The 15,002-nt window shown below is 35.5% G+C and carries 24 protein-coding genes; 16 read left to right on the top strand and 8 right to left on the bottom strand.

What is annotated here, in order from left to right:
- Position 1 precedes the first annotated feature (1 nt).
- Entirely contained in the window at positions 2–127 is a 126-nt protein-coding gene (locus BD31_RS11045) for a hypothetical protein (protein WP_256359038.1), read from the bottom strand.
- Positions 128–594: 467 nt separating this feature from the next.
- On the opposite strand from BD31_RS11045, the gene BD31_RS08730 reads away from it, so the two are divergent.
- From BD31_RS08730 to leuD, 4 genes are read left to right on the top strand one after another with little or no spacing between them, the layout of a single operon-like run.
- Complete coding sequence (locus BD31_RS08730; protein ID WP_008301374.1) at positions 595–1,866, top strand: 3-isopropylmalate dehydratase large subunit; 1,272 nt, start codon at positions 595–597, stop codon at positions 1,864–1,866.
- Positions 1,863–2,354, top strand: a complete 492-nt coding sequence (locus tag BD31_RS08725; protein WP_008301327.1) for a LeuD/DmdB family oxidoreductase small subunit — start codon at positions 1,863–1,865, stop codon at positions 2,352–2,354. Before BD31_RS08730 ends, BD31_RS08725 begins: the two co-directional genes overlap by 4 nt.
- Before the next feature lies 1 nt (position 2,355).
- The gene (gene leuC, locus BD31_RS08720; protein WP_008301380.1) at positions 2,356–3,771 is read left to right on the top strand and encodes a 3-isopropylmalate dehydratase large subunit; all 1,416 of its coding nucleotides are present in this window, start codon (positions 2,356–2,358) and stop codon (positions 3,769–3,771) included.
- A gap of 1 nt (position 3,772) precedes the next feature.
- Entirely contained in the window at positions 3,773–4,357 is a 585-nt protein-coding gene (gene leuD, locus BD31_RS08715; RefSeq protein WP_008301365.1) for a 3-isopropylmalate dehydratase small subunit, read from the top strand.
- Here leuD and BD31_RS08710 read toward each other — a convergent pair.
- From BD31_RS08710 to BD31_RS08690, 5 genes are all read right to left on the bottom strand, one after another.
- Positions 4,335–5,051 carry a nucleotidyltransferase family protein gene (locus BD31_RS08710; protein ID WP_008301336.1) on the bottom strand — a complete coding sequence of 239 codons (717 nt, stop codon included), beginning with the start codon at positions 5,049–5,051 and terminating at the stop codon, positions 4,335–4,337. The two genes, leuD and BD31_RS08710, sit on opposite strands and share 23 nt — an antisense overlap.
- 3 nt (positions 5,052–5,054) lie before the next feature.
- Positions 5,055–5,504 carry a 30S ribosomal protein S9 gene (rpsI, locus tag BD31_RS08705; protein ID WP_008301396.1) on the bottom strand — a complete coding sequence of 150 codons (450 nt, stop codon included), beginning with the start codon at positions 5,502–5,504 and terminating at the stop codon, positions 5,055–5,057.
- Positions 5,501–5,965, bottom strand: a complete 465-nt coding sequence (rplM, locus tag BD31_RS08700) for a 50S ribosomal protein L13 (protein WP_048097620.1) — start codon at positions 5,963–5,965, stop codon at positions 5,501–5,503. Before rplM ends, rpsI begins: the two co-directional genes overlap by 4 nt.
- Complete coding sequence (locus BD31_RS08695; RefSeq protein WP_048097619.1) at positions 5,958–6,281, bottom strand: 50S ribosomal protein L18e; 324 nt, start codon at positions 6,279–6,281, stop codon at positions 5,958–5,960. The genes rplM and BD31_RS08695 overlap by 8 nt, the downstream gene beginning before the upstream one ends.
- A gap of 69 nt (positions 6,282–6,350) precedes the next feature.
- The gene (locus BD31_RS08690; protein WP_081583237.1) at positions 6,351–6,989 is read right to left on the bottom strand and encodes a DNA-directed RNA polymerase subunit D; all 639 of its coding nucleotides are present in this window, start codon (positions 6,987–6,989) and stop codon (positions 6,351–6,353) included.
- A gap of 84 nt (positions 6,990–7,073) precedes the next feature.
- On the opposite strand from BD31_RS08690, the gene BD31_RS10830 reads away from it, so the two are divergent.
- Genes BD31_RS10830 through BD31_RS08645 form a run of 10 tightly spaced genes read left to right on the top strand, consistent with a single transcriptional unit; the run spans position 7,074 to position 12,383 of the window.
- Positions 7,074–7,400, top strand: coding sequence for an SBDS family protein (locus BD31_RS10830; RefSeq protein WP_238536112.1), 327 nt, complete (start codon positions 7,074–7,076; stop codon positions 7,398–7,400).
- Positions 7,370–7,759, top strand: coding sequence for an SBDS family ribosome assembly factor (locus BD31_RS10825; protein WP_306459948.1), 390 nt, complete (start codon positions 7,370–7,372; stop codon positions 7,757–7,759). Before BD31_RS10830 ends, BD31_RS10825 begins: the two co-directional genes overlap by 31 nt.
- On the top strand, positions 7,759–8,439 hold the full coding sequence (gene rrp4 / locus BD31_RS08680) for an exosome complex RNA-binding protein Rrp4 (RefSeq protein WP_008301361.1): 681 nt from the start codon (positions 7,759–7,761) through the stop codon (positions 8,437–8,439). Before BD31_RS10825 ends, rrp4 begins: the two co-directional genes overlap by 1 nt.
- Entirely contained in the window at positions 8,439–9,173 is a 735-nt protein-coding gene (gene rrp41 / locus BD31_RS08675) for an exosome complex exonuclease Rrp41 (RefSeq protein ID WP_008301332.1), read from the top strand. Before rrp4 ends, rrp41 begins: the two co-directional genes overlap by 1 nt.
- Before the next feature lie 2 nt (positions 9,174–9,175).
- Positions 9,176–9,994 (top strand): exosome complex protein Rrp42, encoded by an 819-nt coding sequence (rrp42, locus tag BD31_RS08670; protein WP_008301385.1) that lies wholly within the window; start codon positions 9,176–9,178, stop codon positions 9,992–9,994.
- A gap of 1 nt (position 9,995) precedes the next feature.
- A complete protein-coding gene (locus BD31_RS08665) occupies positions 9,996–10,208 on the top strand; it encodes an eL43 family ribosomal protein (protein WP_008301376.1) in 213 nt (70 codons plus the stop codon).
- The gene (locus BD31_RS08660) at positions 10,192–10,437 is read left to right on the top strand and encodes a KEOPS complex subunit Pcc1 (protein WP_008301387.1); all 246 of its coding nucleotides are present in this window, start codon (positions 10,192–10,194) and stop codon (positions 10,435–10,437) included. Before BD31_RS08665 ends, BD31_RS08660 begins: the two co-directional genes overlap by 17 nt.
- Positions 10,438–10,460: 23 nt before the next feature.
- A complete protein-coding gene (locus BD31_RS08655; protein WP_008301343.1) occupies positions 10,461–10,850 on the top strand; it encodes a prefoldin subunit beta in 390 nt (129 codons plus the stop codon).
- 53 nt (positions 10,851–10,903) lie between these two features.
- The gene (locus tag BD31_RS08650; RefSeq protein ID WP_008301402.1) at positions 10,904–11,590 is read left to right on the top strand and encodes an ERCC4 domain-containing protein; all 687 of its coding nucleotides are present in this window, start codon (positions 10,904–10,906) and stop codon (positions 11,588–11,590) included.
- Between the two features lie 34 nt (positions 11,591–11,624).
- Positions 11,625–12,383 (top strand): sulfurtransferase, encoded by a 759-nt coding sequence (locus BD31_RS08645; protein ID WP_008301349.1) that lies wholly within the window; start codon positions 11,625–11,627, stop codon positions 12,381–12,383.
- On the opposite strand, the gene BD31_RS08640 is transcribed toward BD31_RS08645, so the two are convergent.
- Positions 12,342–12,848: an NOB1 family endonuclease gene (locus BD31_RS08640; protein WP_008301390.1), complete on the bottom strand. Its 507-nt coding sequence runs from the start codon at positions 12,846–12,848 to the stop codon at positions 12,342–12,344. The genes BD31_RS08645 and BD31_RS08640 overlap by 42 nt on opposite strands.
- Entirely contained in the window at positions 12,838–13,653 is an 816-nt protein-coding gene (locus BD31_RS08635; RefSeq protein WP_008301337.1) for an NAD(+)/NADH kinase, read from the bottom strand. Before BD31_RS08635 ends, BD31_RS08640 begins: the two co-directional genes overlap by 11 nt.
- Positions 13,654–13,742: 89 nt before the next feature.
- Here BD31_RS08635 and BD31_RS08630 point away from each other — a divergent pair, with 89 nt between their 5' ends.
- Positions 13,743–14,588 carry a sulfurtransferase gene (locus BD31_RS08630; protein WP_008301359.1) on the top strand — a complete coding sequence of 282 codons (846 nt, stop codon included), beginning with the start codon at positions 13,743–13,745 and terminating at the stop codon, positions 14,586–14,588.
- A gap of 1 nt (position 14,589) precedes the next feature.
- On the top strand, positions 14,590–14,898 hold the full coding sequence (locus tag BD31_RS08625; protein ID WP_008301394.1) for a hypothetical protein: 309 nt from the start codon (positions 14,590–14,592) through the stop codon (positions 14,896–14,898).
- The last annotated feature ends 104 nt before the right edge of the window (positions 14,899–15,002 follow it).

The following is a 15,002-nucleotide window of genomic DNA, read 5'->3' as shown; positions in this document are numbered from 1 at the left end:
GTTATTTATTCGAAAAATTATCGAATCCAGTTTCAGGCTCTGATTTGAAATACACTTTTTTCTTCTTTATTTTTTGATTAATTTCTGCCAAAAACTTCTCTTTTTCTTCTTGTAATATCTCTGCCATTGATTTTTTCTCTGTCATTTACAGATAAACCCAAAATTTGGTTCTTTATGAATCAACCAGTTTTTGATGTTGTTTATGAAAAACAAATATGATGTTACTTTTTGTATGAAGGAAAAAATGTATTGCTGGAAGAAGTTGTATAAAGTATATTCCAGATCAATACTGTATTTTTTTAACCTAACCATGAGGTGATAAAATCAAGAAATTTCTCGATAAAATTTACCATGAATGTTATTACAAAATTTGTATTTAATCCTGATTTTCTCTTACATCGATCGAATTTTTAATTTATGGACTTGTGTATTCTACGTGGTTTTGCCGATCCCAAAAAAGTGGATACTTCGGGCTCGGAAATACAAAAAATAGAATAGAAAAAAATTACCATCCTAGATTATAGAGATTTCTGAGTATCTGTTTTACATTGTATTCTGTAAAGCTTTTAATCTGTATAACGAGCTTTTTTGATTATGAATATAGTTGAGAAAATTCTCGCACGTGCATCTGGCAAATCCAAAGTATCTCCAGACGATGTTGTTTTTGCTAATGTTGACAAGGTAATGATGCATGATGTATCTGGTCCAGGCGTAATCAAGGTTTTTGATAAACTACAGAAACAGGGTATCTCAGTTGATAAATTATGGGATTCTACTAAAGTTTGGGTAGCCGAAGATCACTTTGTACCATCTGCTGAAAAAGTATCTGCTGAAAATATTGTGAAATTATCCAACTTTACAAAGCGATACGGAATTGAAAAACACTTCAAATATGGGATGGGCCAGTATGGAATTTGTCATACAATTTCTCATGAAGAGGCAATGGTAATGCCTGGTGATGTTTATGTTGGAGGTGACTCTCATACAAACACAACCGGAGCACTTGGTGCTTTTGCATGTGGGTTGGGACACACTGATGTCGCTTATGTTTTATTGAATGGAAAGATTTGGTTCAAAGTTCCAGAAACTTTCTACTTTAAGCTAAATGGAAAGTTACCTGATCATGTAATGGCTAAAGATTTTATTTTAAAAATTATTGGCGACATTGGAACTGATGGTGGAGCATATAGAACCATGCAGTTTGGTGGAAGTGGAATTGATGAAATGTCTGTACAGAGCAGATTGACAATGTGTAATATGACTACTGAGGCAGGAGCTAAAAATGGAATTGTTGAACCTGATCAAAAAGTATTTGATTATCTTACACGTAGAGGTGCCACAAACCTAAATTTGATAAAAGGTGATAGTGATGCAGAATATGAAAAAATATTTGAGTATGAAGGATCAGAGTTGGAACCAGTTGTTGCAAAACCCTTTTCTCCTGAAAATATTTCTGTTGTCAGAGAAGCCCCTTCTGTTGAATTAGATAAATGCTATATCGGTTCATGTACTGGTGCAAAATACGAGGATTTGGAAGCTGCAGCAAAAATCCTTAAAGGAAGAAAAGTAAAGATTAGAACCGAAATTTTACCTGCAGCAATTTCAATTTATCAACGTGCAATGGAAAATGGATTGTTGAAAATTTTCCTTGATGCGGGTGTTACTGTTGGACCTCCTACATGTGGTGCATGTTGTGGTGCACATATGGGCGTATTAGCAAAAGATGAAATTTGCATTAGCACAACAAACAGAAATTTCCCAGGTAGGATGGGACATATTGAATCTCAGACTTATCTTTCATCCCCACTTGTCGCTGCTGCCTCTGCAGTTACTGGTAAGATTACTGATCCGAGGGATTTGAAATGAAGGGCAACATAATAAAATACGCGCAGGATAATATCGATACTGACGTAATCATTCCTGGACAATACCTAAAAGTTCATGATTATGCAGAACTTGCCACTCATGCAATGGAGGGACTTGATCCTGATTTTCATTCCAAAGTAAAAGAAGGTGATTTTATTTTATCTGGAAAGAATTTTGGTTGTGGCTCATCACGAGAACATGCGCCTATAGCTCTATCTCATTCTGGAATAAAGGCAGTACTTGCATTGTCTTTTGCAAGAATTTTTTACCGAAATGCAGTTGACGGTGCATTTTTGCTACCAATCGAAATTGATCAAGATGCATATAATGCAATTTCAGAAGGTGATGAAATTGACATTGATATAGCATCTAATGAAATTAAGAATATCACCAAGAACCAGACATACAAAATGAAACCCTTTTCAGAAATTATCGGAAAAATTATTTCTGCAGGTGGTCTCTTCAAGTACAAACCAGATCAGGATTGAAATGGGAAAAACGCTATTTGAAAAAATTTGGGAATCACATGTTGTTGTAGAAAAACAAAACGAACCATCTCTAATTTATGTAGACCGACATCTGATACATGAAGTCACATCTCCTCAAGCATTTGATGGATTGCGATTAAACAACAGAAAAGTTCGTCGACCTGATCTCACTATTGCGACAATGGATCACAATGTTCCTACTAATGATAGGTCCCTTCCAATTTTAGATCAAACATCTGCAATTCAAATTAAGACGCTAGAAAAAAATTGCAAGGATTTTGGAATTAAATTATTTGATATTAACAGCCCTAATCAGGGAATCGTACATGTAATTGGCCCTCAGCTGGGAATCACTTTGCCTGGAACTACTATTGTATGTGGCGATAGCCATACTTCTACACATGGTGCATTTGGAGCACTAGCTTTGGGTATAGGAACTAGTGATGTTGAACATGTATTGGCCTCTCAAACTTTGTGGTTGGAAAAACCTACCCCGTTTGAAATTAGGGTTGAGGGAAAAAGAAAGGATCCTCACGCGGTAACTGCCAAAGATATTGTATTATCTATTATCAAGCATATTGGAACCGGCGGTGGTACAGGAACTGTAATTGAATATCGTGGTGAAGGCATCACTGATCTTACTATGGAACAAAGAATGACAATTTGCAACATGTCTATTGAAGCTGGTGCTAGAGCAGGTTTGATTGCACCTGATGATAAAACATATGATTATCTTAGAGGTCGAGAGTACACTCCTAAAAATTATGAGTCTCTGGTTGATTCATGGAGAGATAATTTAAAAACTGACAGTGATGCAAAATTTGAAAAACAATTTGTTTTGCACATTGATGATATTGCCCCCCAAGTTAGTTGGGGAACAAATCCTGGAATGACTTGCGATGTAACTGATTCTATTCCATCTCCGGATGAATTTTCTAAAGGAGACTCAAATCAAAAGAAGGGAGCTGAAAAGGCACTTGCATATATGGATCTTAAACCTGGAACTGCAATTGAAGATATTAAAATTGATAGAGTGTTTATTGGATCATGTACCAATGCACGATTAGAAGATCTTATCGAAGCATCCAAAGTAATCAAAGGGCAAAAAATTTCTCCACATGTCAGAGCAATGGTTGTTCCAGGATCCCAAATGGTGAAAAAACAAGCCGAAGAGATGGGCCTTGATAAAATTTTCATTGATGCTAATTTTGAATGGCGTGAAGCTGGTTGCAGTATGTGTCTTGGAATGAATCCTGACATTTTATCTCCTGGTGAAAGATGTGCTAGCACATCAAATAGAAATTTTGAAGGTAGACAGGGAACTGGTGGACGTACTCATTTAGTAAGCCCAGTAATGGCAGCGGCAGCTGCTATCAAAGGACATTTTGTAGATGTAAGAAAAATGGATTTGAGTTGAGATGGATTCTTTTAAAAATGTAACAAGCATTGTAACTCCACTTGATAAGGTCAATGTAGATACTGATCAAATTGTTCCAAAACAATTCTTAAAATTAATTCAAAAATCTGGATTTGGTAAATTTTTGTTCTTCGATTGGAGATATGATGAAAATGAGAATAAAAAGCCTGATTTTGTCTTAAATGATTCTAAATACGATGGGTCCAAAATTCTTGTGACTGGAGATAACTTTGGTTGTGGCTCAAGCAGAGAACATGCCGTTTGGGCTCTGCTTGACTATGGGTTTTCTGTAATTATTGCACCTTCTTTTGCCGATATTTTCTTTAGCAATTGCTTCAAAAATGGAATCTTGCCAATCTCTTTGGATGAAAAAACAGTTGAGAAACTTCAACAGGAAACTCGTCCAATTGAAGTAGATTTAGAAAAACAAACTATCAAAACTTTGTCTGAGGAAATATCCTTTGAGATTGATCCTCACAAGAAAAAAATTCTTTTAGAGGGTTTGGATGACATCGCGCAGACTTTACAATACGAAGACGAAATAACTGAATTTGAAAAAAACTCTAAAATCCCATCTGTTTTATAATCTTCTTAACTGTTTTCTGATTTCTTTCTATGACCATCGGTGACTCTACATCTAACCATTCTTTATCTTCAATGTCAAAGGCACTGATCTTTCCTTCTTTCGATAATTGTTGTAAAATATCATATGACAAATTGATCTCTTTTTGTTTTTTGGTTTTGATTCTTTTGATGATGTCTTTACCTAACATGTAAATTCCTAAGCATTCTGATAACTGTAATTTCATTTCTGGCTTTTCCTTGAATTCTTTGATGATCCCATCTTTAACTACTGCAAATCCTGTCTCTTCTCTTCTTTTTGTTCTAGTTGCAATACATGCAGTACTGTTTTTATTTCTGAAAAACTCTCTCATCTTCTTTAGATCTACTGAACAAAGATTATCTACAAACCATAATACGAATTCTGATTCGCCTTTGAGTCTTTTTTCAATATGTAAAAGATCACCTCCTGTCCCACTTTGTGAATCCTGAACAAAAACCAATTTTTTTTGTTCTCCAAAATAATTTCTTATTTGTCCTCCCAATCCATTAAAATCTGAAACTATGATCACCTCATTTACAAAATTAAATGATTTTAGATATTTTACAATGTAATCAATCAATGGCTTTCCATTGATAGGTGTCATTGCTTTGGGGAAATATTCTGTATATGGTTTGCCTCTGGTTCCTTTGCCACCTGCAAGAATTACAGCCTTCACAGCCTAACGGTATGATTTCTGTTTCCTTCTTCTTGCACCAGGTCCGCCAAATTTCTTTGGTTCTTTTTGTCTGGCATCTCCACTGACTAGGTATTTGTCAAAATCTGAAATACGTTTTCTGAGATCATCTCTAGTGGATTTTGGGAATGGGTGTTCTTTTGGTTCTTTTTTAGATTTGGTCCATCCGATAAGTGCTCTTGTAATGCCAGTTGCAATTGCACTGGCTTGTCCCATGTAACCTCCACCTCTTACTCTGACAGAAATATCTATTTTATCTCTTAAATCTCCAGTAATTTCTAATGGTGCTAGTATAACTTCGCGAGCAGTTTCCTGTGGAATCATTTCAACTGGAACATTGTTGATTCTAACTCTGCCTTGTCCTTTTGTAATGTATACGTGTGCACTAGCTGTTTTTCTAGTTGCAAAATAAATTTCTGTTTTTGGAATTGTCATTCAGTCCACCCTATTGTTCTACACAATTCACCTATTGAAGTGTAGTTTGAAGCAGTTTTTTTAATTTTAGCTTTTTCAAATTGAATCTTCTCTAATGACTTGATTTCTTTTGGGGAACCAATGTATGTTCTCAATCTTTGATGTGCTTCTTTTCCAGATGGTTTTCTATCATATGGTAGCATTTGACGAATCATTTTTGCCATTAGTGTGTCTGGTCTTCTATAATGGACTGGCCCATGTTTTGGATTAATTACACTGTTAATTTCTAAAAATTCTCTGTACTCTTTGATTTGATTACTTCTAGTTCCGCTCATCATGATTTTTTCACAATTGACTACTGAAACTCTGTTTCCATTGATTAGTAATTTTGCAACATTCGATGCTAATCTTCCTGCAATGTGGTCTGTTGCATCTACTACAATTGGTCTGTCAGTTCGGATTACTGTCTCTTGTTTAGCCAAGCAATACAACTCCTTTTCCGGTAGGGTTCTTTTCAATCAGTTCTGAATAACTAATCAATTTCCCACCATTTTCTGTAATTTTAGTAGCTGCAGAATTTGAAATTGAAAATGAAAATAATGTAATTTTGTGAGGAATGTTGCCTGTTCCAAGAACTTTTCCTGGAAATACAACTGTGTCATTTTCTTTTGTAAGCTGTGCAATTCTATTCAAATTGAGATCTCTTCTTGCAATGGATGATTTTAATGCATATTCTGCCAATTTTGCCCAAATTGGAGCATCATTTTTAGAAGATGCCTTTTTTAGATCACTGGCCATACGTATAACCACTTGATTAGTCATGTGAATAATGCGGTTTGAAACCCAAATATAATGTCTATGCTTGGTTTACTCTTCAATCTGGTCAATCATTTCTTTGAATTGACCTAATCTGTTGTTTACTTCGTCTACTCCTGAAATTATTATTTGCTCTGGACTGAGTGCCCCTGTTGATTCAATGGTTAGGATCTTTTCGTCTTCCTTATCTGTATCAGTAAGTGTTGCAATGTTTGTGGCATTCCATTTGGCATGTTCAGTTCCGCGCCCTAGTCTTGCATAGCACTCCACTTTGATTCTTTGACCTGGTGCTAGTTGTACGATTGGAATTTTATCTGAAACTGGTTTTACTGTATCGTCTTCAGATGATAATTCATTTGATAAAATGGTTCTTGTAACATCCGAATCTCCAGAATCTAAAACTAGCATAACTTTGCAGTTTGAACATCCTGTCTCACTCTGACATTCACATTTTGATGGTTCGTTAAATCTTGCCAAGTCCGTTTTTAATGGAATTAATCCCAATCTATGTGCCAAACCTTCATCTGGCAATACTGAAGAATTCTCTACAATGTCGACTGTATCTATTGCAAAGACTGGAACTCCATTTAGGCACACACGTCTAAGTGCATTTGCATACTGTAATGGAACACCTTTTAGCTTTATGGAAATTTTATGATTATCTTTACTAATTACTTCTAATGATGACAAATCTTGAAGAAAATCTTCAAAGTCCACATAAAAATCTAGCTAGTTTTACGTATAGATAAATATCAAATCCCTCTTTGATAAGACATGGTCGACGTCACATTGGTGAGATATTCTTATGAAGGCGAAAAATTTGAGATTATGGTAAAACCTGACCCTGCGTTAGATTACAAACTAGGAAAGAAAAAGGACTTGTCTGCTGTTTTGGTTTCAGATGAAATTTACACCGATTCTGGAAAAGGAACAAGGCCCTCAGCTGAGAAATTACTGAAGGCTTTCAAAACTGAAGACCCTGCTGAAATTGCAGAAATAATTCTCAAGAAAGGTGATCTCAATCTCACAACTGACCAAAGACGAAAAATGATGGAAGAGAAAAAAAACAGATTGTTACTTATATTGCTAAAACATACGTAGATCCAAAAACTCACCTGCCTCATCCTCCTTTGAGAATTGAGCAAGCAATGAAAGATGGTCGAATTTCAGTTGATCCTCAAAAAAGTGTGGATGAGCAGGTACAAGACATTGTTGAAAAATTGCGTTCCATAATTGCTCTAAAATCTGAGAATCTAAAATTAGAAATCATAATTCCTGCACAGTATGCATCTCAATCCTATGCAGTTCTAAAATCTGTAGGTTCTCTTACAAGTGAACAATGGCAAAATAATGGTTCTCTAAAAGCAATACTTGAAATACCCGCTGCAGCAAGGCCAAATGTGATCGATAGATTAGGTTCTATAACCAAAGGTTCTGCTACAGTAGAGGTAATGAAATAATGGATAATAAGAGAAAATACGTTATACCTGGCGATGTTGTAACTACTGGACCTTTTAGACCTGAACAAAATGTAATTCTTGAAGGAAATAAGATCATTTCTACAACTATTGGAATTTCTGAGATTTATGATGATTCTGTTAAAGTGATACCATTAACTGGAAAATACATTCCTAAAATCAATGATCTTGTAATTGGTAAAGTCATATCCCATACTTCACTGTCTTGGGAATTGGATATCAATTCCTGCTATGTTGGATTTCTTCCTGCACAGGATGTTTTTGGTAGGGATTTTTCTGCTCATGCTGATGAACTTGCAACCAAACTAAAATCGGGTGACCTTGTAGCAGCAAGAATTGCTAATTTTGATAGAACAAGAGATCCTCTTGTGACTATATCTGATAGAGATTTAGGCAAAATTGACTCTGGTGACTTGATTAAAATTTCCCCAAGTAAGGTTCCCCGCCTAATTGGAAAGAGAGGTACTATGATCCAAATGATAGAGATGGCAACTGATGCTGCAATAACTATTGGTCAGAATGGCTGGGTAGTAGTTTCATGCGAGTCTCCCGAGGGATTATTAAAGGCTAAAAAAGCCATTGAAATGGTTAATGAAAAAGCACATGTTGCTAATTTGACTGATCAAGTGAAAGAAATGTTAGAATCAAAAGGTGAATCATAATGGGCGGAAGAGACGCAACAATGGTCCTATTGGACGAGAATGGTATTCGTTGTGATGGAAGAAAAGTTGACGAACCAAGACGAATCATGATCAAAGCTGGTGGACTCAAAAATGCAGATGGCTCTGCTTACATTGAATTTGGAGATAACAAAATTCTTGTTGGTGTGTTTGGTCCCAGAGACGTTCATCCTAAACACATGTCAAATACAGATACTGGAATTTTACGAGTTAGATATCACATGGAACCATTCTCTGTCGGTGAGAGAAAAAATCCAGCTCCATCAAGAAGAGAGATTGAGATTTCTAAAGTAATCAAAGAAGCATTAGAACCTGCAGTTATGTTGGATAAATTTCCAAGAACCGCAGTTGATGTTTTCATTGAAGTTTTGCAAGCAGATGGTGGAACTAGATGTGCCGCCCTTACTGCAGCTTCTGTTGCATTGGCAGATGCTGGAATTCCAATGCGCGATATGGTTGCAGCAATTGCAGCAGGTAAAGTTGCAGACACTGTAATTCTTGATGTTAACAACGAAGAAGACCAAGCAGGTCAAGCAGATATGCCAATTGGTTACATGCCAAGTCTTGAAAAAATTACTTTATTACAATTAGACGGTGTTCTCACTCCTGAAGAATACAAAAAATGTGTGCAAGTCGGAGTTGATGGATGTAAAATTGTTTACGAACTTCAAAAGAAAGCACTACAAGAAAAATACTTTGGAAATGGAGATAATTAAAAATGACATCCACTAGTGTTATTGACGAATTAAAAAAATCACAAATCCTTGAATTATTAGAACAAGGAAAAAGAGTAGATGGACGAGCTCTTGATGAGCCAAGAGAAATTTCTATTGAAACTAATGCCATACCTAAAGCAAATGGCTCAGCACGAGTTAGACTAGGTGAAACTGAAGTAATTTGCGGTGTAAAAATCCAACCAGACAGACCTTTCCCTGATATGGGTGATAAGGGAATTTTTATTTGTACTGCAGAACTTTTACCTCTATCTCATCCAACTGTTGAAACTGGTCCTCCAGGACCTGATGTTATTGAGTTGGCAAGAGTTGTAGATAGAGGAATAAGAGAAAGTCATATGATTGATGTATCTCAATTAGTAATTGAACCAAACAAATCTGTTGTTGGAGTATTTGCTGATAATGTAGTAGTTGATTATGACGGTAATCTTTTTGATGCCTGCTCATATGCTGCCACTGCAGCACTACTTTCATCCAAATCTCCAAAATGGAATTGGGTTGATGATGCACCAACACTAGTAGAAGGTGAAGATATGCCTGTGCCAATTGCCACCATTCCAGTATCTGTAACCATGGGAAAAATCGGCTCTCATATCATTGTTGATCCTAATGGAGATGAATGGGCTAGCATGGATGCACGTATTACAATTACATCTGATTCTAATGGAAATATCTGTGCATTACAAAAAGGTGGCAGTGATGGATTTACACTGGAGGAAATTAACCGCTGTGGAGACATTTCAGTTAAAGTAGGCGCAACAATAAGAGAAAAATTAAAAGCAGCTCAACAGGGAAGTCAATAAAATGGCAAAAGGTAAAAAATCACTAAAAGGCTTAGGCGCCAGATATGGAATTAAACTTAGAAAACAGTATACAAAAATCCATCTACAACTAAAACAAACAAGAACCTGTCCTGAATGCGGGTCAAAGACATTTGGCAGAGATGCAGTGGGTATTTGGTCTTGTAAAAAATGCAGCTATAAAGTAGCTGGAACAGCTTATGACATTAAGCTTTAGTGCAAAAATCATCGTTGATGCAAAAGACAAGACAAAGGCAATTTTTGATTCAATTAATACTGATAATGAATTCTATCCTGAAAATCCTGTAAAAACTAAGATAGATTTTGATGAGAAGATTGTCATTTCTGCCGAATCTGAACATCTGACACATCTGAGGGCAAATTTGAACTCCACCCTTCGACTCATTCAAGCAAGCCATGATTCGATTGAATCGGTAAAGATATAATGAAATAAATTTTTTGAATGTATATGTCATCTGGACAAATGCCACCATGGCTCCAAGAGCAATTAATGAAATTACAACAATCTCAACAAAACCTCCAATCAATAATGACTCAAAAACAACACCTTGAAATGGAAAAAGCAGAAACAGAAAAAGCACTTGAGGAGTTAAAAAAAATTGCAGATGGTGATGCCGTCTTTAAACAAGCTGGAACCGTATTAATTAAATCCAATAAACAGGAATTACTTGATGAACTAGAAGAGAGATCTGAGTTGGCAAAAACACGTGTAACAGTTCTTCAAAAGCAAGAAGCACGTCTTAAAGAAACTCTCAAAGAACAAGAAACAAAAATCACTGAAATGATGAAAAGTGGTTCTGCACCTCCGTCAACTGCCGAAGATAATCCTAGAAAATAATCTCATACTTTGATTTCCTATAAGATATTAACAATTCATTGCATCTAATATTTATGAAATTAGAAAATCTTCGAATAGTTGTAGATGAAAGAGAACGAAAAAGTGGAATTCCTGATTTACTCAAATCAATTGGCATGAAAATTGAAATGAAAACTCTTCCTATTGGCGATTATATTGTTGCTTCAGAAACTATTGTGGAGAGAAAAAGCATTCGTGATCTTATGGCCTCTGTTTTTGATGGACGACTATATGATCAATGTTCTAGGTTAAAGGAGCATTTTGAGCATCCAATTGTTCTAATGGAGGGAAATGTAGATGAAATTGAAGAGATTACTGAGAATCCCCTGATATTTTATGGTGCACTATCTAGAGTAGTTCTTGATTTTAAAATCCCAGTAATCCCAACTCCAAGTGCAGATCATACTGCAAAATTACTAGTGTCAATGTGTTCTAGACTTGATTCTCCTAAAGGACCATACCTGAAAAAAATCAAAAAATCATCTGATCTGGAAAAACAACAATTATCAGTTCTTTGTAGCCTACCTGGTGTGGGAGAAAAATTTGCTGTCAGAATGCTTGAAAAATTTGGTACTCCTTTGAAAGTTTTTAGTGCAACTACTGCTGAATTGGCAAAAATTGAAGGACTTGGCGATGCTCGAGCAAAGAAAATTAAAAAAACTCTTGACTCTAAAAGTAGTTTACTCAAGTCATCTGATCAAAAAACTCTACATGATTCCTGATATCATTAAATAAATTAACAAACTATGAATCTTAATGCTTGTTTCACCTGATTGGCTTAAAGAAAATATCTCTAACTCCGATCTTGTAATTTTAGATACTCGTCCAAAAACAATGTTTTTGTATGGTCATCTTTCTAATGCCCAATCTTTTTCTGTAGATAAAGTAATTCGTTTTGATAAATTTGGCTCTAATCTTGTAATTGAACAAGAAAAAATCGTTGAACTTTTTAGCAGTTTGGGAATTGATGATACAAAATCTGTTGTAGTAATTGGAGATTCAATGGATCCTTCTGCTGCAAGAATTGTCTGGACTTTGTTATATTTTGGACATGAAAAAACTTTCTTACTTGATGCTAATGCATCTGATTTACAAAAATATGGTTTTGAATTTTCAAAACAAATATCAGCACTCAAACCCGCTTCATTTATTCCAAAAATAAATCATGAACTTCGAATAGAGTCTGATTTCTTAAAAGATAATTTGAATGATTTTGAGATTTTGGATGCACGAAGTCCTCAAGAATTTATGGGAGGTCATTTACCTAATTCAAAACTTGTTCCATTCACCGACGGTCTTGGGTATGACGGTAAATTATTTCGTGATCTTGAATCTCTTAAAGTGATGTTTTCACAAAATCAAATTTCTAAAGACAAGGAAATTGTTTGTTACTGCATGCATGGTCATCGAGCATCAAGTTTGTTCTTACAACTAAAAATTGCAGGATTTGATAAAGTAAAGCTCTATGATGGCTCATTCGTTGAGTGGTACGGAAAGCGACTCCCCCTTGAGTAACTTTCTTTTTAATAACGTACCACACATTGGGCACTCCTTTCCTTTAGTGTGATTGGTACGGCATCCTGGACAATAATGAATCCATTTTCCAACATCTTCTATTCCTTGAGTCATAATTGGCGATATCTTCAAACACAAGTTCTTTGCTACATTTGCAATTGCAAAGTCGTCACTGATTATCTCACCGTTCATTTCAATACACAAAGCAATAATCGAAATATCTTGTTTTGAGAGTTGTGGAAAATCACCTGTATCTTTTGATGCTTTAATTGCTGCAATAATTGAATCTTTGTCAGGTTCTCTGATTTTCAGTCTATTAGTTTCAAGTAAAGTTCCAAGCGCATCGTGGTTTTTCTTTATGTGTTTAATTTCATCATACACTGACGATGTTGTGTAGCAATCATCAGATGATCTAAATGGCACTCCTGCATAAAATGCACTGGCATCTAAAATTCTAAAATCCAAGTTTGCTCATCTGTCTCAGTCCTCGCTTCTTCAATCTTACAAAGACTGCTGGTTTTTTATATTTCTTGATGATGATTGATTCTCCAAATCCTGCGGTTTTAACAACTTGTGCATCTATTGCTATGTTGCAATCATGAGAGCATATGATTTCTATTCTCTCATCTGGAACTACCATCGATGCTAATCTATACACTGGTGCAACTGGTGTAATTATTAGAACATCTAAACTTTCGTGTAAAATTGGACCGCCCAATGAAAATGAGTGTCCTGTTGAACCACTTGGAGTTGCAATGATCACTCCGTCCATTTTTTGTTTCACGGTGTCATTTTGAAATTTTATTTCAATCTCTGCAGTTTTAGTCAAGTTAGCTCTACTGATGTAAATTTCATTTAATGCAGGAGGAAATTCTTTTCCGCCACAGGATGCAGTAACTCTCGTTCTTTTATCTAAAAAGAAATTATCTTTAATGATTTGGTTAATTGCATCGTCAATTTCTTCAATTGTTATTTCTGCTAAAATTCCTCTATTCCCTCCGACATTAATCGTTAAAATTGGAGTCTCATTTTCTAAATTCCTAAAAACTCGAAGAGTTGTTCCATCACCGCCAAGTGTTATTACAAGGTCTAGGTTCTCTTTTTTTAATTCCTCTAATGCCTCCATTTTTTTTGCCCCTTCAACCTCAATTGGTGAAATTGTATATGTGATAATTTTTTTTGCCAAAAGCTTCTTCGCTACATCTTTTGCAGCTTGCTCAGATTCTTTAGAGCCAACTTTACTCACCACTGCAACTTTTTGTAGTTTCAAGTAATTCTTCTGAATCGTATTTACTTAAAAATCATATTTTTACGCATATTAGAAAAACAATTAAGTATGAAAACAAAACCGTACAAAATATGAGTTACGCACATCCAGAAGTTTTAGTAGATACTGAATGGGTATCAAAAAACCCTCCTAATGAAAAAAGAAAGCTAGTTGAAGTTGATTATGATCCAGTTAATGGGTATCAAAAGGGTCACATTAGTGGTTCAAGTCTAATCTGGTGGAAACGTGACATCAATGATCCTGTTACAAGAGACATCATTGGTAAAAAACAATTTGAAGAATTAATGGCAAAAAATGGAATTACTTCTGATACTGAAGTTATTCTTTATGGTGATTTCAATAATTGGTTTGCAGCTTTTGTGTTCTGGGTTTTTAAAATCTATGGACATGAAAATCTAAAGATAATGAATGGCGGAAGAAAAAAATGGGAATTAGAAAATAGAGATTATACTATTGATGAACCACAATTGCCAAAATCGACATACAATGCACAACCTCCTGATGAAGGACTCCGTGCATATCTGTTTGATGTAAGTCGTGCATTAGGAAAAGAAGACACCGTAATGGTTGACGTGAGATCTCCTGCAGAATTTTCTGGTCAAATTACAGCACCACCTGAATATCCAATGGAGCATGCACAAAGAGGCGGTCACATCCCAAATGCAAATAACATTCCTTGGGCAACTGCAGTTAATGATGCTGATGGTACATTCAAAGCAGTTGAAGAATTAAAACAAAACTACGAACAAAAAGGAGTGACTCCTGATAAAGATGTAATTTGTTATTGTAGGATAGGGGAAAGATCTTCACACAGCTGGTTTGTTTTGAAATATCTACTTGGATATCCGAGAGTTAGAAACTATGATGGCTCTTGGACTGAGTGGGGAAACATGATAGGAAATCCCGTGGAAAAATAAATTGCTTTTAGACCTTCCTGTTCTTAAGAAAGGCACTTTCTATTTTATCAAAGATGGGGAGTCTGATATTGTTCTAGAAGATAAAACCAAACGAGGTCTTACTGTAAGAGAGACATCAGTTGATGAGAAAATTGATGTCAAAGCCGATAAGGGCATGATTCATGATATGGATGGGATCGGACATTGGGTTCCAATCAGGTGGTACTTTTCAAAGGAACTCTATAGTCTGTCTGACGTAATAATTCATGCAGAGGCAATGGAAAAAAAATACACTGAACTTAGAGAATTAACCTGTCCTGATGATGACTGATAACCTTTTTAAATAAATTCAAGTTACTGAAACCAGATGTCTTTACTTTTAAAAGATCGAGTTTGGTCAATGGAAGCTCCTACAGCGAAACGTGGAGTTTACCC

The sequence above is a fragment of the Candidatus Nitrosopumilus salarius BD31 genome (assembly GCF_000242875.2).
Lineage (GTDB): Archaea > Thermoproteota > Nitrososphaeria > Nitrososphaerales > Nitrosopumilaceae > Nitrosopumilus > Nitrosopumilus salarius.
Note: the sequence above shows the minus strand (reverse complement) of the source record. Positions and strands in the feature narration are given on the sequence as shown.